19 protein-coding genes and 1 pseudogene (1 of these 20 only partly in view) are annotated in these 20,622 nt (G+C 66.3%); 9 read left to right on the top strand and 11 right to left on the bottom strand.

Annotated elements, in window-relative coordinates:
- Positions 1–660: pseudogene (locus C449_RS10185) on the top strand (pelota family protein) (it extends 329 nt beyond the left edge of the window).
- 8 nt (positions 661–668) lie between these two features.
- Here C449_RS10185 and C449_RS10180 read toward each other — a convergent pair.
- Complete coding sequence (locus tag C449_RS10180) at positions 669–1,454, bottom strand: MBL fold metallo-hydrolase (protein WP_006077929.1); 786 nt, start codon at positions 1,452–1,454, stop codon at positions 669–671.
- A gap of 101 nt (positions 1,455–1,555) precedes the next feature.
- On the opposite strand from C449_RS10180, the gene C449_RS10175 reads away from it, so the two are divergent.
- Both C449_RS10175 and C449_RS10170 read left to right on the top strand, forming a co-directional pair.
- Complete coding sequence (locus tag C449_RS10175) at positions 1,556–2,989, top strand: hypothetical protein (RefSeq protein WP_006077928.1); 1,434 nt, start codon at positions 1,556–1,558, stop codon at positions 2,987–2,989.
- Positions 2,990–3,070: 81 nt separating this feature from the next.
- The gene (locus tag C449_RS10170; protein ID WP_006077927.1) at positions 3,071–5,830 is read left to right on the top strand and encodes an ATP-dependent helicase; all 2,760 of its coding nucleotides are present in this window, start codon (positions 3,071–3,073) and stop codon (positions 5,828–5,830) included.
- 87 nt (positions 5,831–5,917) lie between these two features.
- Here the strand turns inward: C449_RS10170 and C449_RS10165 are convergent, their stop codons facing one another.
- From C449_RS10165 to C449_RS10155, 3 genes are all read right to left on the bottom strand, one after another.
- Complete coding sequence (locus C449_RS10165) at positions 5,918–6,811, bottom strand: DMT family transporter (RefSeq protein ID WP_152415695.1); 894 nt, start codon at positions 6,809–6,811, stop codon at positions 5,918–5,920.
- A gap of 127 nt (positions 6,812–6,938) precedes the next feature.
- Positions 6,939–7,499: a DUF6789 family protein gene (locus C449_RS10160; protein WP_006077924.1), complete on the bottom strand. Its 561-nt coding sequence runs from the start codon at positions 7,497–7,499 to the stop codon at positions 6,939–6,941.
- Between the two features lie 53 nt (positions 7,500–7,552).
- Positions 7,553–10,345: an AAA domain-containing protein gene (locus tag C449_RS10155; protein WP_006077923.1), complete on the bottom strand. Its 2,793-nt coding sequence runs from the start codon at positions 10,343–10,345 to the stop codon at positions 7,553–7,555.
- Positions 10,346–10,434: 89 nt separating this feature from the next.
- On the opposite strand from C449_RS10155, the gene C449_RS10150 reads away from it, so the two are divergent.
- The 5 genes from C449_RS10150 to C449_RS18330 all read left to right on the top strand — a co-directional run bounded on the left by C449_RS10150 (position 10,435) and on the right by C449_RS18330 (position 14,752).
- A complete protein-coding gene (locus C449_RS10150; RefSeq protein ID WP_006077922.1) occupies positions 10,435–11,679 on the top strand; it encodes an MFS transporter in 1,245 nt (414 codons plus the stop codon).
- Positions 11,680–11,757: 78 nt separating this feature from the next.
- Positions 11,758–12,939, top strand: coding sequence for a bifunctional sugar-1-phosphate nucleotidylyltransferase/acetyltransferase (glmU, locus tag C449_RS10145; protein WP_006077921.1), 1,182 nt, complete (start codon positions 11,758–11,760; stop codon positions 12,937–12,939).
- Between the two features lie 46 nt (positions 12,940–12,985).
- Positions 12,986–13,162 carry a DUF7576 family protein gene (locus C449_RS18335; protein ID WP_006077920.1) on the top strand — a complete coding sequence of 59 codons (177 nt, stop codon included), beginning with the start codon at positions 12,986–12,988 and terminating at the stop codon, positions 13,160–13,162.
- A gap of 128 nt (positions 13,163–13,290) precedes the next feature.
- Complete coding sequence (locus tag C449_RS10140; RefSeq protein WP_006077919.1) at positions 13,291–14,448, top strand: glutathione-independent formaldehyde dehydrogenase; 1,158 nt, start codon at positions 13,291–13,293, stop codon at positions 14,446–14,448.
- A 151-nt stretch (positions 14,449–14,599) separates the two neighbouring features.
- A complete protein-coding gene (locus tag C449_RS18330; protein WP_169316464.1) occupies positions 14,600–14,752 on the top strand; it encodes a hypothetical protein in 153 nt (50 codons plus the stop codon).
- Positions 14,753–14,761: 9 nt separating this feature from the next.
- On the opposite strand, the gene C449_RS10135 is transcribed toward C449_RS18330, so the two are convergent.
- Together C449_RS10135 and C449_RS10130 are read right to left on the bottom strand one after the other, a co-directional pair.
- Entirely contained in the window at positions 14,762–15,916 is a 1,155-nt protein-coding gene (locus C449_RS10135; protein WP_049914062.1) for a CobW family GTP-binding protein, read from the bottom strand.
- Between the two features lie 93 nt (positions 15,917–16,009).
- Positions 16,010–16,429: a GlcG/HbpS family heme-binding protein gene (locus C449_RS10130; RefSeq protein ID WP_006077916.1), complete on the bottom strand. Its 420-nt coding sequence runs from the start codon at positions 16,427–16,429 to the stop codon at positions 16,010–16,012.
- A gap of 66 nt (positions 16,430–16,495) precedes the next feature.
- Here C449_RS10130 and C449_RS17830 point away from each other — a divergent pair, with 66 nt between their 5' ends.
- On the top strand, positions 16,496–16,666 hold the full coding sequence (locus C449_RS17830; protein ID WP_193790591.1) for a hypothetical protein: 171 nt from the start codon (positions 16,496–16,498) through the stop codon (positions 16,664–16,666).
- 45 nt (positions 16,667–16,711) lie between these two features.
- Here C449_RS17830 and C449_RS10125 read toward each other — a convergent pair whose 3' ends face one another.
- From C449_RS10125 to C449_RS10105, 5 genes are all read right to left on the bottom strand, one after another.
- Positions 16,712–17,728 (bottom strand): NAD(P)H-dependent flavin oxidoreductase, encoded by a 1,017-nt coding sequence (locus C449_RS10125; RefSeq protein ID WP_006077915.1) that lies wholly within the window; start codon positions 17,726–17,728, stop codon positions 16,712–16,714.
- Positions 17,725–18,252, bottom strand: a complete 528-nt coding sequence (gene moaC / locus C449_RS10120) for a cyclic pyranopterin monophosphate synthase MoaC (RefSeq protein ID WP_006077914.1) — start codon at positions 18,250–18,252, stop codon at positions 17,725–17,727. Before moaC ends, C449_RS10125 begins: the two co-directional genes overlap by 4 nt.
- Positions 18,245–19,681, bottom strand: coding sequence for a bifunctional ADP-dependent NAD(P)H-hydrate dehydratase/NAD(P)H-hydrate epimerase (locus C449_RS10115; protein WP_049914060.1), 1,437 nt, complete (start codon positions 19,679–19,681; stop codon positions 18,245–18,247). Before C449_RS10115 ends, moaC begins: the two co-directional genes overlap by 8 nt.
- 37 nt (positions 19,682–19,718) lie before the next feature.
- Entirely contained in the window at positions 19,719–19,997 is a 279-nt protein-coding gene (locus C449_RS10110) for an acylphosphatase (protein WP_206536534.1), read from the bottom strand.
- Between the two features lie 72 nt (positions 19,998–20,069).
- Positions 20,070–20,622 (bottom strand): DNA-3-methyladenine glycosylase family protein (locus C449_RS10105; RefSeq protein WP_006077911.1); only part of this gene is annotated, 553 nt, incomplete at its 5' end.

Raw genomic sequence — 20,622 nt, 5'->3', positions numbered from 1 at the left:
GCCAGCCCGCTCAGAGATGTGTATAAGAGACAGGGACACACCGTCGCGCAGTACGGGGCCGAGGAGTACGCCTCCTTTACTGGTCCCACCGGAAAGGGCGAGTACGCCCGCGAACGTTCTGAACTATTTGGAGAGCTCGCGAGCGTACTCTCACATATCGACGTCGACGCTATCCTGCTCGCAGGGCCTGGCTTCACGAAGGAGGACGCCCGAAAGTACATCGAGGAGAACAGTCCGGAGGTCGCCGCCAAGTTCGGTGCGACCGTCGACACCAGCGCGATCGGCGACCGCGGCGTTCACGAGGTGCTGAAACGCGGTGCGGTCGAGGACGTTCAGGCCGAGACACGGATCACGGAGGAAGCCGAATACATCGACGAACTCACCACCCGGATCGCCCAGGACGGTGCGGCCACGTACGGAATCGAGGCGGTCGCCGAAGCCACGGAGTACGGCGCGGTCGAGGAACTGCTGGTGCTCGACGATCGCCTCCGCGAGGAGCGCGCTGGTGAGGGCGAGTGGACGATCGACGTAAACGACGTCATTGAATCGGTCGAACAGCAGGGCGGTTCCGTTACTGTCTTTTCGAGCGAGTTCGCACCCGGCGACCAGCTGGCTGCGCTGGGCGGGATCGCGGCGCTGTTGCGATATCGTCTGGAGTGAGCTTTGCTCTACTCGATCTCGACGGTCAGCCCGTCGCGCGCGAACCGAACGTCGTCGTCGTAGCGTTCCCCGATCGATTCGAGCATCTCCTCGTGGCGACCCTCGGTGTGTGGATAGAGGTGAGTGAGGTAGACCCGCCCGAGTTCGGCCCCCGAGTCGGCGAGCGTCTCGCCCAGCTGGCTCGGCGTCGGGTGGTTCGACACGTCCACCTCGTCGGGGAACGAGCAGTCGTGGGCGAGCACCGCGGAGCCGTCGGCGAAGTTCGCGAGTCCCTCGAACGCCTCGCTGTCGGCACCGAACGTGAAGGCCGGCGGGTCGCCGTCCTCCGCGCTCTCGCCATCGTCCCCCTCTTCGTGCGTGAAGCGGTAGGCGAGACAGTACATCGAGTGGCGCGTCTCGGTCGCGTCGACCGAAAATCCCGCGAGCGAGAACGACTCGGGGCCGATCTCGCGCACCCGGAGATCGATCCGACCGTCCATGTACTCGTGGACCGAGAGCAAACCGTCGAGGAGTTCCTTAGTTCCCTGCGGGCCGACGACTTCGAGGTGTTCCTCGCCAGCGAGCCACCGGGCTTTCATCAGAGGCAGGAGGTCGGCGACGTGATCGAGGTGGTGGTGAGTCAACAGCACAGTCGAAACGCCCTCGTAGCCCGCGTCGGTCCGTGCGAGCGCGTTGAGAACGCCGCTGCCACAGTCGACGAGCACACGGTCGTCATCACATTCGACGAGAAGTCCGGTTTGCACCCGTCGGCCGGTCGGCATCGCCGCGCCGGTTCCGAGGAAGGTCACGCGCATGGCGAAACCGGGGGAGGGGCGGTGAAAAGCGTTGTTCGCCGGCCACGGGTCGTCGTTTTCAAGCCGAACCCTCATGAGCGTCACCGGCCCATCGTTCGGCAATGAGTGCTTCGTCGGCCGAGTCCCGCGGCTTTTTCGCGTACTACCGGGAGTACGCCCGTTCTGGTGTCCATGGGGCGAGCGCAGCGGCGCTCACAGCCTTCGGTCTGATCGCCAGCTACACGGGCAATCGGGCGTTCATCCTGCTGGCGATCGCGGTCTACGTCCTCCCACCGATCTTTCTGTATCTCACCGGCGAGGGAGAGCGCGTCCCCTCGGTTGTCGACGATGAATCCACCGACGGAGCAGCCGACGGGAACGAACCCGAACACGATCGCCCCTCCGAGTCCCCGGAAGCCGCCACCGAAGACGAGTCGGCCGACCAGCGCGGCAGCGCCGATGCCGACTCCGCGACAACTCAGACCGGAGCCGATGCGAACGCCGACGTCAGCGATCCTACCACGGCCGATTCTTCCGGGACCGACCCTGCCGAGACCGATCCTGCTGACGCCGCCGAAGCCGATTCCACCGACTCAGGGTTGGGTCCCGACGAAACGTCCTCCGACTCGGGGAGTCTCGCCGACGACATCGGCGCGGCCGATGCGACCGGGGACGAAGACGGTTGGACCACAGTCGAGACTCCGACCGACGAACCCCTCACCGGCGTCGTCGCGACCCACGACGGTGTGTTCGTGGTCGGCGAAAACGGTGTCGTGCTCGCCCGCGGGGCCGATGGCTGGGAGATTGTGCTCGAACACGGCCCGAGCGCCGACGACCAGTCGCTCCGCGACGTCGATGCGACCGACGATGGCCGCGCGATCTGGTTCGCGGGCGACGGCGGCGCGCTCGGGCGCTACGACGTCGAGGAAAGTCACCTCACCGACCACTCGGCTCCGGAGGACCAGACGAGCACGTGGACCGCCATCGCGATCGTCGACTCGACCGGCGAGGAGCACGTCCACCTCGCGAACGGCTCGGGTGAGGTCCTCCGGGGGACGTACGACGATGGCGATGTTGACTGGGGTGAGATTCACAAACCAGGCAGCGGCTCCAGCATCACCGATCTCGCGTTCGATACCGATGTCGGGTACGCCTGCGACAGCAGCCAGGGCGTCTACGCCACGACCGACGGCGGCGCGAGCTACGAGACGATCGGGATCGAGGACGCGAACACCGATTTCGCCGCGCTCGCGGCCACCGACGCCGAACTCGTTGTGGCTGGCGGCGACGGCACGGTGTTTCGCTACGACGGCTCGGTCTGGACGACGCTTCGCGCCGGAGAAACCGCGCTCCGGGCCATCGACCTCACGGACGAAACGGGTCTCGCGGCCGGCGATGCTGGGGATGTCTTCGAGCACGCCGACGGCGGGTGGGAGGCGGTCGAGACGCCGACCGACGCCGATCTTCGAGGAATCCTCGTCGGCGCTGCCAGGCGAGGCCGTCCGGATGTCGCGGTCGGGGCCGACGGGACGATCGTCGAGCGCGACCGCAACTGACGGCCACCCACAATCGGGAGGGCGTTCACTTTCGCTCCGGTGGCCGAACCCACTTCCCGTCGCGGGTTCGAGGGGGAGTCGATGGACGGGCGCGAGCTGTTGGCCGAGGCCGACGTCGATTTCGATCCCACGACGGTCGAGATCACCGACGGCGACGTGCTCGCTTCGCTCGATCCCGTCGTTCGGGAGTGGTGGGTCGAACAGTTCGGCGCGTTCGTTCCCGAGAACGGGGGATTCTTCACGCCGCCACAGAAGGAAGCGATCCCCCACATCCGCGAGGGCCGGAACGCGCTCGTCTGCGCGCCCACGGGATCGGGCAAGACACTCGCGAGCTTCACCGCGATCCTCGACGACCTGTTCCGGCGCGAGCGCGCTGCCGGAGAAGAGGAAACAAACGGCGACGGCCTCGACAACTCGGTCTACTGTCTGTACGTCTCGCCCCTGAAGTCGCTCGCCAACGACATCCACCGCAATCTCGGCGTGCCGCTTTCGGCGATCACCAAGCGGCTCGAAGCCCGCGGCGAGGACGTGGAGGTGCGCCACGCGATCCGTCACGGCGACACCAGCAGTGCTGACCGCCAGCGGATGCTCGACGAGACGCCACACATCCTGAACACCACCCCGGAGACGCTCGCCATCCTGCTCAACGCGCCGAAGTTCCGGGACAAGCTCTCGACTGTGGAGTACGTGATCGTCGACGAGATTCACAGCATCGCGGGGGGAAAGCGTGGAACACACCTCGCGGTCTCGCTCGAACGCCTCGAAGCCCTTACCGAGGAATCGCCGACGCGGATCGGCTGCTCCGCAACCGTCGAACCGCTCGACACCATCGCAGAGTTCCTCGTGGGACGAGCCGAGCCCGGGGGCGAGAGCCGCGCATACGAGATCGTCGACGCGCGGTTCGCGAGGGAGTTCGACCTCGAACTCCGGTGTCCGACCGACGATCTCATCGACACCCCCCGCGGCGAGGTCCAGGGCCGCTTTTACGACGCGCTCGACGGACTGATCGACGAGCACACCAACACGCTCGTGTTTACCAACACCCGCTCGGGGGCTGAGCGGGTTCTTCACACCCTCCGCGAGGAGTACGGCTACGACGAGTCGGATTCGGGCTGTCACCACGGCAGCCTGTCGGCCGACCGACGGCAGGCGGTCGAGGAGGGGTTGAAGGCCGGCGACCTCTCGGTGGTCACGACCTCCACCAGCCTCGAACTCGGCATCGACATGCCCCACGTCGATCTCGTGGTTCAGGTCGGGTCGCCGAAGTCGGTCGCCGCCCTCCTCCAGCGCGTCGGTCGCGCGGGCCACCGGCTCGGCCGCGAGGTCAAGGGACGGGTGTTCGCGCTCGATCGCGACGAACTCGTCGAGTGTGCCGTGATGCTCCGGAAGGCCGAGCGGAACTTCGTCGACCGGGTGTTCGTCCCCGAGCGCGCCCACGACGTCGCGGCCCAGCAGGTGTACGGGATGGCGATCGCCGGACCGCGACCCGAAGACGAGATTCGAGAAATTCTCGGGCGCGCGTACCCGTATCGAAACTACACCGACGAGGAGTGGGAGATCCTCATGCGCTACCTCACCGCCGGCTACGCCGGCATGGAGGATCGCAACGTCTACGCGAAGGTCTGGTGCGATACGAACGACCCGCCGGACGGCGAGCATCACTACCCCGACTTTCCCGTCGGCGAGCCCCTGATCGGCAAACGCGGCCGGCTCGCGCGGGTGATCTACATGACCAACATCGGGACGATCCCCGACAGCTTCTCGTGTGATGTCCTCGTCCGGGGCGGCGACGAGTGGGTGGGCCAACTCGACGAGAACTACCTCGACACCCTCGACACCGGCGACGTGTTCGTGCTCGGCGGGCGTCGGTACGAGTACCGCTACCGACGAGGATCGAAGGTGTACGTCGATTCGACTGGCGCACGGCCCACGGTGCCGTCGTGGTTCGCCGAGCGCCTCCCCCTCTCATACGACCTCGGCCGGGCGATCCTCGACTTTCAGGGTGAACTCCTCGATCGCCTCGACAGTCGGGGCGTGGCCGGCGTCCGGTCGTGGCTTCGCGAGTTCCCGCTCGACGAGAACGCCGTCCGGGCGATCACGCGCACCTTCGACGAGCAGGTGCGCTACGCTGGCCAGGCGAGCGTGAGCACTCGCTCGCGACTCGCGATCGAGACCGAACTCGACCACAACGAGCGGGTTCGTCGATATCACGTCCACTCGAACTATGGGAGACGCTTCAACGACGGCCTCTCGCGCGTGCTCGCCCACCGGTGTGCGGAAGCGACGAACGCGAACGTCACCGTGGCGGTCGCGGACAACGGGTTCAGTCTCGGACTCCCGCTCAATCGGAAAGTCGATTTCGTGGGACTACTTCGTGACATCGAACCAAGCGACGTGCGCCGCGATCTCCGGGCGAGCCTCGACGGGACCGATCTGTTGAAGCGATACTTCAGAATCAACGCGACGCGTGCGCTCACCATTCTGAAGCGGTACAAGGGCTACGAGAAATCCGCGAGCCAGCAGCAAGTGTCGAGCGAGATGCTGCTCGGCTACGTCGAGGATTTAGAGGAGTTCGCAGTGCTCGAAGAGACCTACCGCGAACTGTTGGAGGACAAACTCGCGGTTGCGGCGATCGAGGACGTGCTCGCGGCCGTTCAGGCTGGCGAGATCGCGGTCACGGTCGAGCGGGTCGACTCACCGACGCCGATGGCGTTCGGGCTGGCGACGCTACTTGCGAGCGACGTCGTGCTCGCCGAGGACGAGAGCGCCGTGCTCCAAGAGTTCCACCAGCGCGTGCTCGACGAGATCGAAGACAGCGAGGACGTGCTGGCCGACGACTGAGCAGCCGGAGCGGACGACGAAAAACGACTATCAGGGTTCTGTGTGCCAAGAAGCCTCCGTTCGCTGTGATCCGTTCAGCTGTCGGTCTCAGTCCTCTCCGGAGGGCGCTGCCGGTCGTCCGTCCGGGGTCTCGCGCTCGATGAGCAGAACGCCCACCAGGACCAGCGTGCCGCCGACGAGGATACCGGGCGAGAGGCGTTCCCCGAGCACTATCACGCCGAGGACGACGGTCACGACCGGTTCGGCGGTGGTGACGACGCTCGCCCGGCTCGCCTCCACGTATCGAAGCCCGTTGACGAACAGCAAGATCGGAGCCACCGTGCCGACGATCGCGAGCCCGGCGATGATCGCCCACTGCTCGACCGTGGTGGGGACGAACAGCCTGCCCGTGGCGACACCGTACGTGAACATGCACACGCCGGTGGTGGCGATCGCGCCCGTCGCGAGCTGATCGGCGTTCATGTCGTCGACAGCGAGACGACTCCCCGTGGTGTAGGCGGCGTACCCGATCGCCGCGATCGACACGAGCGCGAGGCCGACCGGATCGACGCCGGCGGTGTCGAGCCCGACGATGAGTACGACCCCGGACAGCGCGAGGACGAGTGCGACGCCCTTCAGCGGAGTCAGTGATTCGTCGAGTGCCACCGTGGAGACGGCGTAGACGTACACGGGATACGTGTAGAGCGTGATGGTCGCGAGTCCCGCCGGGATGTAGACGAGTCCCCAGAAGAACGCGCCGGTCAGCACCGCATACGGGATCCCGAGCCCGGCCATCGTCGCGAACTGCCGCCGGTTCGGACGAGGAGCGTGATCGCGAACCACGAGATACCCCACGAGAAGCGCCGTCGCGGCCGCGAACCGAACAGTGAGAAGCGTCGCGTTGTTGAGACCGGCCGCCGTCGCGAGCTTGCCGAAGATCCCGATCGTGCCGAACCCGACCGCGGCGAGAAACACCATCGGCACCCCTTTCTTCGCCGTCACGTTCGGAGTACTGCTAACCCCGATATGGAGGTTTCGGTGGTCGGCCGTCGTCGCTCCCGACGACTGCGAACGGGTCGGCGAAGCGTGAGTCGAGTGGACGAACCCGACGGACGAACCGCAGGTCGCGTCACGCGACCCGCGGCCGGCCGCCGATCCGCGTGTCGACGCGTTCGAGGAAGTACGCGAACACCGATCCGAGGGTGAACCCGTACGCCCAGTGGGCGACGAGGCTACAGACGACGTAGCCAGCGAGCGCGAGACCGGACTGGCCAGTGTAGAAGGCCCCGACGAACCCCGTCCACGTGATCGTCGCGAACGAGACCCCCCGAAACGCGAGCGTGGGGCCGGGGAGATACTCCTGGACCGAGACGAACAGCAGCGGCCACGTCGTCATCCCGCCGCCGAAGAAGATGACGTAGCCAACGAGGTTGTCAGAACCCAACCCGATGAGCGCCGCGAGCCCGCCGAAGGCGTTACTGTCGAACCAACCGAGGTTGAGCGCGACGAACAACACCGCCGACAACATCACGGTGCCGGCCGCACCGGCGATCGCGCCGATCACCCCGTCCTTGAAGATCCCGACGAGATCGCCGGCGGCGTCGGTCGGCGATTCGTCCACGAGAGTGAACGCGTCGTCGGATTCGTCGCTCGCACGATCGTCGACGTTCGTCGAGCCGGTGTCTGCCATGCATTACCTTCACACGCCGGTGTCAAAACACTACCGCCCGTCGGCACTGCGGGCTACTCGGCCCACTCGACCATTCGTGCGTAGCGCTCGTCGGTCGCGAGCGCGTCTCGGTCGCCGACGAGAACGAGCGCCTTCTTCGCCCGGGTGAGTGCGACGTTCACTCGTCGGAAGTCCTCGAAGATCGGCGAGTCGAGGTCGCCCGTGGCGACGAACGAGACGACGATGACCTCCTTCGCGGAGCCCTGAAACCGATCGACGGTATCGACGGTCACCGCTGGTAGCTCCCGCCGGATCGCGGCGGCCTGGGCGCGAAACGGCGCGATCACGCCGATGTCTTCGCGCGCGACGCCCGCCGCCGCGTACGCCTCGACGATCTCGGCGACCGCCGTGACCTCCGCCGGGTTGGTGTTGCCGCGGGCCGTGCCGTCGGGATCGACGAACGAGACGCGTTCCTGGAGACGATCGGGGAGCGCGTCGCTCGTGACTTCCGGGAGATCGGCAACGTGCTGGGCGGCGATGTCGGGCGAGGCGGGTCTGAGTCGGCCGTCGTAGAACTCGTTGGAGGAAAACGCCTGAATCCGCTGAGCCATCCGGTACTGGGTATCGAGTAACACCGCCGCCTCGGGGTGGGTCTCGATCAGCCGCTCGAACAGCGACCGCGAGAGGTCGGCGACATCCCCTGCCGTTCGGCTCGTTCCGTTCGCCGTCCCGCTGGCGACCACGCCCGATCCGTCGGTCGCGGTCGTGGCTCCGGTGGTCCCGTCATCGGCCGAGTCGTCGCCGTGTTCGGTGGTTTCGACAGTCCCGGCGGCGTCGGCGGACTGGACCACCGGCGGGAGCTGCTGGTGATCACCGACGAGGACGAATCGATCCGCGAGCGCGACCGCCGCGAGGGTTGCGGGCTCGGTGAGCTGGGAAGCCTCGTCGATTACCGCGACGTCGAACGACCCCTCACGCATGATCCGCGAGCCGCAGCTCGCGGTCGTCGCCGCCACCACTGAGGCTTCGCGGAGTTCGGCCGCACGTTCGTCGGGGTCGCCGCGGGACTCCAACCGGTACTCCTGGATGTCCTCGCGCACGCCGTGTTCGGTACCGACGCGAACGAACTCGTCGTACCCCTGGTCGCGGAGCGCGTCGAGCGCGTTGTCGACCGCGCGGTTGGTGAAGGCCGAGAGCAGCACGCGCTCACCGCGCTCGACCAGCGCTCGGACCGTGCGCGCGATGGTGTAGGTTTTGCCGGTGCCTGGCGGCCCGTGGATCAGCGCGCAGTCGTCGGCCCCGACCGCGCGACGCACCGCGCGATCCTGGGCCGGGTTGTTGTCGATGAACGTCTCCTCGACGTCCCGAAACACGGGGTCGCGCCGGTCGATGAGGACATCCTTTTGATCCTCGTCGCCCGCGAGCAGCGCGTCGTGGAGCGCGGTCAGCATCCGGTCGGCCCCGATCTCGGAGGGGTAGACGTCGAGCCGACGGAGTTCCACCGGCTCGTCGGCCGTGACGACGATCTCCTCGCCCATCGAAACGACGCGCGCCATCTCGGCGTTGCCCCGCACGGGGTGGCCGTCGCTGGCGAGCACCACGTCGCCCTCGCGGATCTTCGAAACGGGATCCGAACACCTCGCGCGGAGCTCCCACCGACCGTCGACTTCCTTCTTTCCGACTGGTTCGAGATCGATCAGCGCGCGGTCGGCGTCGGCACGCTCGGTCGCGGTCTGGGTCCAGAGCTTCGCGTACTCGTCGTGGACCGCCCCGCGCTCGGCCTCGATCGCACGGTAAAATCGCTCGAAGTAGTTGCGCTCTTCTTCGGGAATCGCCTCGCCGATCCGTCCGGCCTTCGATTCCTGATCGAGCCGCCCCGAGACGACCATGCAGGTGTCTTGCTCGAAACAGTAGTTACAGGTCGCGTTCGCCTCGTAGCCCGTCGGAATCTCGCCCGCAACCGCCATCGCGGCGAGGTGGTTGCGCTCGCGGAGGACGTAATCGAGCAGACCCTCGTTCAGCGAGAAATCCTTTGCCGGCGAGAGGTCGCCGCTCTCCTCGTTGCGATCGAGTGCGGCGTTTTTGGTGTAGAGGAGTGTCCCGGTGTCAGGTGGCTCGCCCCGTTCGTCTAGCAGCAGAGCGTAACACGCGACCTGAACCTTGTCCTGAAACCGGGGTTCGCTGTTCGTGTTTTTTCCAGTTTTGAGCTCGACCGGCGCGCCCCGTCGGACGGCGTCGGCCCGCCCCTTCAGCCCGTACCGCTCGGAGATCAAGGTCTGCTCTGATCGCCACTCGTCGCCCCCCTCAAGGGTACCCTGGCTCAGCCAGCCGTCGATCGCCCGGGCGTGATCGCTAACGTCTTTCCTCACTTCGTCGGCGTCACGATCGAGCAGTCCCAGGTCGAGACCGACCTCCGCCACGCGGTCGTCGATCGCCGCCTCGACCTCGCCGCCACGGAGGAGATCGGAAAAGACCTCGTGGACGACCGTCCCCTTCACGACGGGGTAGTTGAGTGGAACACCCGACAGCGTGTTGAGGTAGTGCATCCGGGGACACTGGACCCACGACCGGACGTCGGTGACGTTCACGAGGTAGTCCGGCTCGATCACGATCCGTGAGTCGCCCGCAGTCGCGTACTGGATCTCGCCCCTGAACTCCTCGCGCTCGACGCCGAGTGCGAGCACCTCCATTCCTGTCTGGGTGTATTCGGCGGTCTCGCTCCACTTTCCCCACAGGGTGAGCGTCACGGGTTCGGCCTGGCCCCGCTCGGGCCGGAGCGTGACCTCCGCGAGATCGCGCTCGCCGTACTGGGTACTCACGCTCCGTGTTTCGCCGACATCGACGATCGGCCCACGTAACTCCGCCACACCTGAGACGGGAGTGGCGAGCGAAAAACGCTGTCGGTGGGCGGGGGCCGAACCGAAACGGGCTTTGCCGGCTCGGGGTTCGATTCGGCGTGGATCGCCACGCCCTCCAGTTCTACCCGCTCTATCTCACCCGTTTCGCCGGTGGGTTCGGGTTCGTCACGCTCGTCACGCTGCTGCCCGAGTACATCACCCTTTACGACCCGTCGGGGCTGGTCGTCGGCCTGTTCACTACGGCGTTCACCCTTGCCCAGACCCTCGCAGTCGTCCCGCTCGCGTGGGCGGGCGATCGGTACGACAAGCGGTACGTGCTCCTCGGCGGGCTCGGAATCGGGATCGCGGTGTATCTCGGCTTCACGTTCGTGGCGTCGAGCGCCGGATTCGTCCTCGCGCGGGCGGCCCAGGGAATCACCGTCACCGCGACGAGCTTGATGGGGCTCGCCTTGGTCGGCGAACTCGCGACCAAGGAGACCCGCGCCAACCATATCGGGAAGGCGAACGCCGCACGCTTCGCCGCCGGGATCGCGGGTAGCCTCGGCGCGGGAGCACTCTACTCCGCCGCCGGGTTCGGCGCGGTGTACGCCGTCGTCACCGGATTGCTCGTCGTCGCGGGCGTGGGGGTCGTGGCGTTCGTCGCGCCCGATGAGACCCGGATTGAGGGGTTCCCCTTCACCGATCTCGCGCTCAACCGCCGACTGCTGACGCTGTCGAGCTTCCGTGCCCAGTACGCGGTCGCGGTCACACTCGTCCGGACATGGGTGCCGATCTACGCTGGCGTCACGGCTGCGAGCGGCGGTCTCGGGATGGTGTCGATCGCCGTCGGCACCGTGGTCGCGGCCGAGAAGTTCACCAACATGCTCTGTCAGCCGTTCACCGGCCGGCTCTCCGATCGGTTCGGCCGCGCGCTGTTCGTCTTCGTCGGCGGCGGATTGTATGGACTGGTCGCGCTCGCGGTGCCGTTCACACCGACGATCGCCGCGTGGCTCTCGCTGCCCGCGACGCTCCCCGTCCTCGGCGTGACTCCATCAGCGTTCGTCCCGCTCGTGATCTGCAACGGCTTGCTCGGGGTCGCCGACAGCATCCGTGAGCCTGCGAGTATGGCGCTGTTCGCCGACGAGGGCACCGACGACGGCGGCGTGGCGAGCAGTTTCGGCATCCGCGAGCTCGTCTGGCGGCCCGGTTCGATTCTGGCCCCGTTGCTCGGCGGGGTGTTGATGGCGCAGGTCGGGATGGCGTCGGTCTTCTTCGTCGGCGGAACAGTGGCGTTCGCCGGCGTCGCGACCTTCCTCGGTGTGCTCTCGTACTCGCACGGCTCCGGCGCGCTCACCCAGTGGTAGCCTCAGAAGGGACTTTCACGCTGCCCGGTCACGATCGGGAGCGGTAGGACTATTTCACGCCGGCGAGTCGGCCCCGGTATGCAGACAGTCCTCCTCGCGGCCGGCGAAGGCACGCGGATGCGCCCACTGACGGCCGGGCTCCCGAAACCCATGCTCCCCGTCGCCGATCGCCCGCTGTGTGCCCACACCGCCGACGCCGCGATCGAAGCTGGCACCGACGAACTGATCCTCGTGGTCGGCTACGAGGCCGACGTCGTTCGCGAGTACTTCGGCGAGGAATACCGTGGTGTTCCCGTCAAGTACGCCACCCAGGACGAACAGCTCGGCACTGCTCACGCCGTCCGGACGGCACACGAACATCTCGACGGGCGGTTCGCGGTGCTCTACGGTGACGACCTCTACGATCAGGCGAGCATCGAGGCACTGTTCGCCGCCGGCCCCGGCATCACCGCTTACCGCGCCGAAAATCCCTCGAACTACGGGGTGCTCGACACCGACGGCGATCGCGTTGTGGGCGTCACCGAGAAGCCCGCCAGTCCCGAAACGAACCTCGTGAGCGCCGGCGCGTGTGTGCTCCCCAGCGAGGCACGCGAATGGCTCGACGTCGAGCAGAGCGAACGCGGCGAGTACGAACTCACCGACGTGCTCGATCGGGTGTTCGCCGAATACGAGGTCTCCTACACCGAACTTGACCGGTGGATGGGCGTCGGTCGACCGTGGGAACTCCTCGAAGCCAACGAGTGGAAGCTCACCGAGCTCGACAGGGAAGTTCGAGGCGACGTGAGCGACGACGCCGACCTCCGAGGACCGGTCGTAGTCGAGGAGGGCGCGGCGATCGAGCCAGGCGTTGTGATCGAGGGCCCTGTTTTAGTCCGCTCGGGCGCACACGTCGGCCCGAACGCCTACGTCCGCGGGGCGACCCTGCTCGGCGAGGACAGCGAGGTCGGCCACGCGGTCGAGATCAAAAACAGCGTGATCATGCGCGAGACGAACGTCCCACATCTCTCGTACGTCGGCGACAGCCTGCTCGGCCGCGACGTCAACTTCGGGGCGGGCACGACCGTCGCGAACCTCCGCCACGACGACGAGCCCGTCGAACAGACCGTGAAGGGAGAGCGCGTCTCGACGGGTCGGCGGAAGTACGGTGTGGTGGTCGGCGACGGCGCGAAGACCGGGATCGAGACGTCGCTCTCGCCCGGTGTGGTGCTCTCACCAGGCGCACGCACCGAGCCGAACGAGTGGGTCTCGCGCGATCGATAATCGCCGGAGCGACTGCATTTATCCCGGCGGCCGATCGATGGCCAGCATGATCGATCCAACGTCCAACGTCGGCGACACCACCGCCGAGACCGCGCCGACGTGTGCGACCTGCGACGAACCGATCGTTGACGAACCCGACCACCGCGTGGTGACCCGGATCGAGGACGACGAAGTCCGGACGAAACACTTCTGCAACGAGGCGTGTCTCGCGAACGAGGATTGAGTCCCCGTTCGCTTCGCTCGGACCTTCGGTCTTGGAGCCGGATTTTCTCTACACCCTCGTCATTGAACAGGGTAAAGAATTAAGGATCACCTAATCGTTTACCGAGTGGGAGGAGCTACCAAATGTCAATGGACGCAGTCGTGTTTCAGGGCGACCACGACGTAGCGGTCGAAGAAGTCGACGAGCCGGAGATCGAACACCCGAACGACGTGCTAATCGACATCACGACGACGTGTATCTGTGGATCCGACCTCCACATGTACGAGGGCCGGACCGCCGCGGAACCGGGGATCGTCTTCGGCCACGAGAACATGGGGATCGTGACCGAAGTCGGCGAGGGCGTCAGCGACCTCGAGGAGGGCGACCGTGTCGTCGCGCCGTTCAACGTCGCCTGTGGATTCTGTGAGAACTGTGAGAACGGCTACACCGGGTTCTGTACGAACGTGAATCCGGGGTTCGCCGGCGGTGCGTACGGCTACGTCGCGATGGGGCCGTACAAAGGGGGACAGGCCGAGAAGCTCCGCATTCCGTATGCGGACTTCAACGCACTCCAGCTCCCCGACGGAGACGAACACGAGGACTCGTTCTCGCTGCTCGCGGACATCTTCCCGACCGGCTGGCACGGCACCGAGCTCGCGAATCTCCAGCCGGGCGAGTCGATCGCCGTGTACGGGGCAGGTCCCGTCGGGCTGATGGCCGCCTACAGTGCCAAGCTCAAGGGGGCCTCGAAGATCTACTCCGTTGATCGCGTGCCGAGCCGGCTCGATCTCGCCGAGGAGCACTGCGACGCGATCCCGATCAACTTCGAGGAGAGCGACCCGGTCGAACAGATCAAAGACGACCACGGCGGGGGCGTCGATCGTGGCGTCGACGCCGTCGGCTACCAGGCGATCGATCCTGACAAGGAGGCCGACGACGACTACGATCCTGCCCGGGAGAACCCGGCGATCGTCCTCAACAACCTCATCCGGACGGTAAAGCCGACGGGCGAACTCGGCATTCCCGGTCTGTACGTGCCCGACGACCCCGGCGCACCCGACGAGATGGCCGCCGAGGGTCGGCTCGGGATCGACTTCGGGCTGCTCTTCGAGAAGGGTCAGCGACTCGGTACCGGTCAGTGCAACGTCAAGGAGTACAACAGACAGCTCCGGGACATGATCATCGAGGGACGTGCCGATCCGAGTTTCGTCGTCTCCCACCGCGTGGGGCTCGAGGAGGCTCCCGAGATGTACCAGCGCTTCGACGACCGCGAGGAGGGTGTCACCAAGGTCCTGCTCGAACCGTAGCCCTGATACCACGACAGCCACGATTTCCCGTCCCCGTTCGTGGGGTCGGTGACAACAGTCGAAGGTACGGATCGTCAACCGACGCGGCGCGATCAAGGCCGGGCGACAAAACACGTATTGTCGTCCCGGCAGTAGTCCGTGGTGAGTGACGATGTGTCAGTACTGCACGTTCATGACCGACGGCTGGACGGCGCTGCTCGAATACGACGACGTGTACCAGGCTACCAGCCGGAACGCCACCAGCGACGCGAACTACGGGTTCCACGAATCGTGGGACGAACTCCGCGACCAGATCGCGCCGTAGTCGTCGGTCTCACGACGGAAACGGGTCGTCGAACGATTCATCACTACCGAGTTCGGTATCGTTCACCAGACAGTCGTCGAGTTCCTCGACGATCCGGGTTTCGTCCAGATCGCTGCCGATGAACACGAGCCGGGTCCGTCGGTCGTCCTCGGCGTCCCACTCGCCGATCGGCCCGGCCTGGACTGCTGGTCCGGCCTGGTCGAGCCCCATCACGGCCTCGCGGCCGGCGAGTTGGAACACCCCTTTCGCCCGGATCACGTTCCCGGTCCACGTGTCGAGCCAGTCGTCGAGTCGTTCGGGATGGAACGGTCGCTCGCGGGTGTAGACGAACGAAGTGACGCCGTGTTCTTCGGCCGCCGATCGGTCGGTGGCGTGATCGTGGCCGCCGTGGCTGTCGCTGTTGTGGTCGTCGTCACCGTTCTCGTCGGCGAGCGCGCGCTTCCAGCCGGCCGAGCGCGTGGCTGCCGTGAAGTCGAACCGTCCGGTGTCGAGCACCAGCGACGGATCGACGTCGGCGTACGTGGTGCGGACGATCTCGGCACGCGATTGGAGCGTCCGGATCGTCGCCTCGATCTCGTCGAGCTGTTCGTCGGGCACCATATCGGACTTGTTGCACAACAGGACGTCACAGAACTCGATCGCCTGAATCAGCACGTCCGCGAGCGGGCGATCGGCGTCGGGCTCGGCGTCGTCGGGCAGCGACGCCCCCGCGTCGAACTCCTTCCAGAACCCGTAGGCGTCGAGTACTGATACCATCGTATCGAGGTGGTAGTGATCGGTTGGATCGATCTCCCCCTCCTCGGCCCCCTCCAGAAACGTTCGCGCAACCGGAATCGGCTCGCTAATGCCCGACGATTCGACCAGCAGGACGTCGAACGATCGGGTTTCGGCGAGCCGGGTGGCCTCGGTCACGAGGTCGTCCTGAAGCCGACAGCAGATACAACCGTTCGAGAGATCGACGATTCCGGGATCGTCGCCCTCCTCCGCCGAGCGCGCGAGACGGTCGGCGTCGACGTTGACCTCGCCCATGTCGTTGACGATCACGGCGACGTCGCGGCCGCCGGGATCGTCGAGGACGCGGTTAAGTAGCGTCGTCTTGCCTGCCCCGAGGGGGCCGCTCACGACAGTCACCGGGATCGTTCCAGCGTTCGAACCGTTCGTCATCATGTACACTGATGGCACGGGGCACTATAATTTTGTAGCCGTCGTGTCGTCTTGGCCGGCATTCGAGAGTCGGGATCCGGCCCGGCAATGGGGCTACTCAACGAGTTCTTCGAACCGATCGATGCCGGCGCGTGCGACTTCCATGTCCTCGTCGACTTGACCGCCGCTGGAGCCGATCGCACCGACGATCTCGCCACCGCGTTCGAGCGGGAACCCGCCGCCGAAGATCACGATCCGCCCCTCGTCCGTGGTCTGGAGTCCGTAGAGTGATTCGCCGGGTTCGCTCGCCTCGGCGAGTTCGTGCGTCGGCATCTCCAATCCGGCAGCGGTGTACGCCTTGTTTCTGGAGATGTTCACGCTCGGTAGCCACGCACCATCCATCCGGTGCTGGGCGATGAGATTGCCTTCGGAGTTCGTGACGGCGATCACCGATGGCACCCCGATCTCTTCGGCTTTCCCTTCGGCTGCTTCGATCAGCTCTGTCGCCGTATCGAGTTCGATCGTGCCGACCATTGCACTCGTTGCTCGGGCGTTCGGTACGTGAATACGCGACCGTCATTCGCAAGCCGAGACGGTCGGATGTTCTCTGACCGTGTTCGTGCCGCCGTTAGTTGTGGTCTGGACGGGCAACGGACTCTCGAACTGCGGGCCAACGAGAGCTACCGGTTCGTCGGCGCGCTCATCGACGAGTTCGACACGGATATCCAACTCGTGCTCGACGGCCAAAGCGAAATCCGACCGCTGGTCTGAACACATCGCTCCACTCGGTAGGGGATCGCGTCGGGCCAAGTAACGCTACGTGTCGAGGGGTTCGGTGAGTGTTTCTATCCTCGCCGCCGCTTCGGTAGCGAGTTCCGCGACGATCTCCCCTGCTGGCCGAGTCACGTTCGTCAGACCGGCACTTTGACCGGCGAACAGCGCCATTGCCTCGATATCGCCAGTCACGTCCGGCGTGGCGAGCGCCTCGTCGTAGCGCTCGATCGGCTCGGCTTCTTCGCCTTCGGCGACGACGTCGGTCTCGCCAGGCCGCTGCCCGGGAGCGGGACGATCGGCGTCCTCCCAGCGTTCGACCGTCTCGTTCCGCACGACGCGGTGGGCCATCTCCGGCCAGCCTTTATCGAACAGTTCGGTGTACCGCGTTTCGTTCTCGTCGGTTTCGGCGACACGCGTCCGGTACGCGTCGTGAACGTTCGCCTCCTCGCTGGCGAGAAAGCGCGTGCCGAGCCAGACACCGTCGGCACCGAGTGCGAACGCCGCCGCGATGCCGCGCCCGTCGGCGATACCTCCTGCGGCGATCACCGGTACCGGCACCGCGTCGGCCACACGCGGGACCAGCGCCATCGTGGCCACCTCGCTCTGGACGTGGCCGCCGGCCTCCCAACCCTGTGCGACGACGATATCGACGCCCGTCTCGGCGGCTGCCCGGGCCTCGGCTGCGCTCCCGACGGTCTCCGTGACGATGGCACCGGCGTCGTGAACGCGGTCGACATAAGATGCCGCCTCGCCGAACGAGAACGAAACCACGTCGACGCCCTCGGTGAGACAGGCGTCGAGGTGAGTGTCGGTGCCGATCGACTTCGCGCGCTCGTCGAGAACGATGTTGACACCGATCGGCGCGTCGGTCAGCTCGCGCGTCTCCCGGATCGCGGAGCGAGCGTCGGGCCCATCACGCCACGTGACCGCGAGGGTGCCGAGTCCGCCGGCGTTCGCGACTGCGGCGGCGAGTGCGGGACAGGTCGCGCTCCCGATCGGGGCCTGAACGATCGGGTACTCGACCCCGAGGACGTCACAGAGGGGAGTGTGGAGGCTCATAGCTTCTGCTTCCGTTTCTCCACCACGCGCACGTCCTCGATCGCGGTCTCGGGATACTGGCCGTCCTCGTCCTTCTCGGCCGCTTTCGTCATGTCCCAGATCGTGTTCAGTCCCGTGGTCACGCCTTCGAGTGCCTCCATCTCACAGCCCGTTTTTCCCGTCGTCTCGACCGAGACTTCGAGCGTGATGGTCTCGTCGTCGAGATCGAAGTCGGTCCCGACGTTCGTGATCGGGATCTGGTGACACAGCGGGATCGTCTCCCACGTGTGTTTCACCGCTTGAATCGCGCCGATCCGCGCAGTAGCGAGCACGTCTCCCTTCCCGATCTCGTCCGCACGGACCGCTTCGACGGTGGATCCGCGCAGCCGGATGGTTCCGCGCGCGACCGCCCGGCGTGCGGTGTCGGGCTTGTCGCCGACGTCGACCATCGCCGCCTCACCGCCGGCGGTGGTGTGAGTCAGCTTCTCAGTGACCGATTCGGATTCGTCGGTGTCTCGATCGGTCTCCTCCGCACTTTCAGTCATCGTATTCGCCTCGAAGCGTGCCGGAAACGCCGTCGAGCAGGTCCGATGCGAGCAGCCCGTCGCCGCGCGCGAGCCGCTCGGCGGTCCGACCGTTGACGTAGGGAGCCATGCAGGCAGCATTGAGCGGAGCGTGAGTGGCGAGGAAGGCTGCCGTGAGTCCAGCGAGCACGTCGCCAGTCCCGCCGACGGTCATCCCCGGCGTGCCGGCCCGACAGATTCGGGTGGTCTCGCCGTCCGAGACCACGTCGTCTTTCGCCTTCGCCAGCACGACGTGACCGAGATCACCCGCGAACGACGCGATCTCGTCGGTCGCGCTCCGGAGATCGTCGACGTCCGGCCCACCCATCTCGGCGAGCTCGTGGCGGTTCGGCGTGCAAACGAGCGTGGCGTCGGTGTCGATCTCGGGCACCACCGAGAGCGCGTCGGCGTCGACCACTGCCCGGCCGTCGAACTTCTCGAGGAACTGCTCGACCGCTTCGAGCGTCTCGTCGGCAGTACCGAGCCCCGGGCCGAGCACCACCACGTCGTCGTGGTCGGTCGCGGTCTCGACGAGGCTGCCGACCTGATCGGGCGAGAGCCGGTCGGCGTCGTAGGGCTGGACGATGAGATCCTTGGCGTAGCCCGCGATCGGCTCGAAGACCTTCTGTGGGACCGAGACGAACGCGAGGTCCGCGCCAGCGCGCAGCGACGCCTCGGCCGCGAGCGCGGGTGCGCCGGTGTAGGGTCCGCCGCCGATCACGAGCACTCGGCCGGAATCGCCCTTTGCGGCGTGAGGATCGCGCGCGGTCGTCCGGAGATCCCCAGGGCCGACGAATCGCTCGGCGGCCGCCGGGATCCCGATGTCCGCCACGCGAACCTCGGCGTCGAGGTCAGCGAGGCCTGGTTTCTCGTCGTGGAACGTCACGACGTGATCGGCATCGACCGCGCCGCTCGCCGCCTCGCCGGTGTCGGCGTCCACGCCGGAGGGCACGTCAACTGCGACCACGGTCGCGTCGGTAGTGTTGATCGCCTCCGCGGCGGTGGCCTCGGGCTCACGGAGCGCACCCGTGACGCCCGTCCCGAGCATCGCGTCGATCACCACGTCGGGATCGTCGAGATCGAGGGCGCGCGAATCCCGTACTTCCGTGGCGTCGTACTCACTCTGCTGGAGTGCATTCCAGTTCTCGCGCGCGATCCCGGTCGAGATCGCTTCGGTCCGCCCGAGCAGGCGTACTCGAACCTCGAACGCCTCAAGGAACCGAGCAGCAACGAACGCGTCGCCGCCGTTGTTGCCCCGACCGGCGACGATCGTAACTCGCGCGCCTGGCTCCGCGACATCGCGGACGGCGCGCGCGACTGCGTTGCCGCTGGACTCCATCAACTGTTTCCTCGGCACGCCGAGCGCCGCGGCGTTCGCGTCGACGGCGGCCATCCGGTCTGTCGTTATCATACCGACTCGTTGGCTGCCGATGGATTAAGCGTGCGGGCTATCGCCGGATCTCGAAGCCCGACTCGCCGTCGGGATCGGCGTACTCGACCTCGACATCCTCGACGCTGGCAGCGTCGCTACCCGTGTGACACCACTCGACCATCGCCTTGACCGCGTCCTCCTCGCCCTCGAAGACCGCCTCGACCCGGCCATCGTCGAGGTTTCGCACCCAGCCGTCGACGCTCCGTTCATGGGCGGCGTCGCGGGTGCTCGCACGGTAGTAGACGCCCTGTACAGTCCCAGAGACGAACACGTGTGCGCGGGTTCGATCCGTCACGACTGGCTGTTCGGCCACCGGACACAAAACTGTCCCCCGATCCGGGTCGAACCAGCGAACGTTGCTCGACGATCAAGCGTTGTCGGGAACGTCGCCACCGCCCCGCAGGTAGTGAAACACGTGAGTCTGGACGTAGCCAGCGTACTCGCCGCCGAACGCCTGACGAATGGCTCGTGAGGTTTCGGTGTAGGAGCCACGATCACAGTCGGGAAAGTGTTCGGCGATCGCGGTCTGGATCCATGTGTCGAGTGGGACGGCTTCGAGATACCCGAGCGAAAAGAGGAGCACGCAGTCCGCCACCTTGTCGCCCACGCCCATGAACTGCTTCAGATACTCGCGGGCGTTCTCGTACTCGCGTCCCCGAGCGTTCTCAGGTAATACCTCGCCGTTTGCGACGAGTTCGGCGGTGCGTTCGACGTAGGGTGCACGATACCCGAGCGAACAGTTTCGGAGTTCTGCCTCTGTCGCGTCGGCCAACTGTTCGGGCGTCGGGAAGGCGTGGTAGGTTTGGCCGTCGAACGCTACTTCCGAACCGAACTCTCTCGCGAGCGTGCGCTGCATCCCGTGGATCCGCCCCACCCGCATCTGGGCCGAACAGATGAACGAAAGCCATAGATCGGAAGAG

The sequence above is a fragment of the Halococcus saccharolyticus DSM 5350 genome (assembly GCF_000336915.1).
Taxonomy (GTDB): Archaea; Halobacteriota; Halobacteria; order Halobacteriales; family Halococcaceae; genus Halococcus; species Halococcus saccharolyticus.
The sequence above is the reverse complement of the archived record's forward strand: the minus strand, read 5'-3'. Positions and strand labels throughout refer to the sequence as shown.

What these genes read in the sequence shown, in the direction of transcription:
- C449_RS10170 (WP_006077927.1), top strand. Translation starts at nt 3,071, where the DNA reads ATGGACGGGCGCGAGCTGTTGGCCGAGGCCGACGTCGATTTCGATCCC.
- C449_RS10135 (WP_049914062.1), bottom strand. Translation starts at nt 15,916, where the DNA reads ATGACGAACGGTTCGAACGCTGGAACGATCCCGGTGACTGTCGTGAGC.
- C449_RS10115 (WP_049914060.1), bottom strand. Translation starts at nt 19,681, where the DNA reads ATGATAACGACAGACCGGATGGCCGCCGTCGACGCGAACGCCGCGGCG.
- C449_RS10175 (WP_006077928.1), top strand. Translation starts at nt 1,556, where the DNA reads ATGAGTGCTTCGTCGGCCGAGTCCCGCGGCTTTTTCGCGTACTACCGG.
- moaC (WP_006077914.1), bottom strand. Translation starts at nt 18,252, where the DNA reads ATGACTGAAAGTGCGGAGGAGACCGATCGAGACACCGACGAATCCGAA.
- C449_RS18330 (WP_169316464.1), top strand. Translation starts at nt 14,600, where the DNA reads ATGTGTCAGTACTGCACGTTCATGACCGACGGCTGGACGGCGCTGCTC.
- C449_RS10160 (WP_006077924.1), bottom strand. Translation starts at nt 7,499, where the DNA reads ATGGCAGACACCGGCTCGACGAACGTCGACGATCGTGCGAGCGACGAA.
- C449_RS10130 (WP_006077916.1), bottom strand. Translation starts at nt 16,429, where the DNA reads ATGGTCGGCACGATCGAACTCGATACGGCGACAGAGCTGATCGAAGCA.
- C449_RS10140 (WP_006077919.1), top strand. Translation starts at nt 13,291, where the DNA reads ATGGACGCAGTCGTGTTTCAGGGCGACCACGACGTAGCGGTCGAAGAA.
- C449_RS10180 (WP_006077929.1), bottom strand. Translation starts at nt 1,454, where the DNA reads ATGCGCGTGACCTTCCTCGGAACCGGCGCGGCGATGCCGACCGGCCGA.
- C449_RS17830 (WP_193790591.1), top strand. Translation starts at nt 16,496, where the DNA reads ATGTTCTCTGACCGTGTTCGTGCCGCCGTTAGTTGTGGTCTGGACGGG.
- C449_RS10125 (WP_006077915.1), bottom strand. Translation starts at nt 17,728, where the DNA reads ATGAGCCTCCACACTCCCCTCTGTGACGTCCTCGGGGTCGAGTACCCG.
- C449_RS18335 (WP_006077920.1), top strand. Translation starts at nt 12,986, where the DNA reads ATGATCGATCCAACGTCCAACGTCGGCGACACCACCGCCGAGACCGCG.
- glmU (WP_006077921.1), top strand. Translation starts at nt 11,758, where the DNA reads ATGCAGACAGTCCTCCTCGCGGCCGGCGAAGGCACGCGGATGCGCCCA.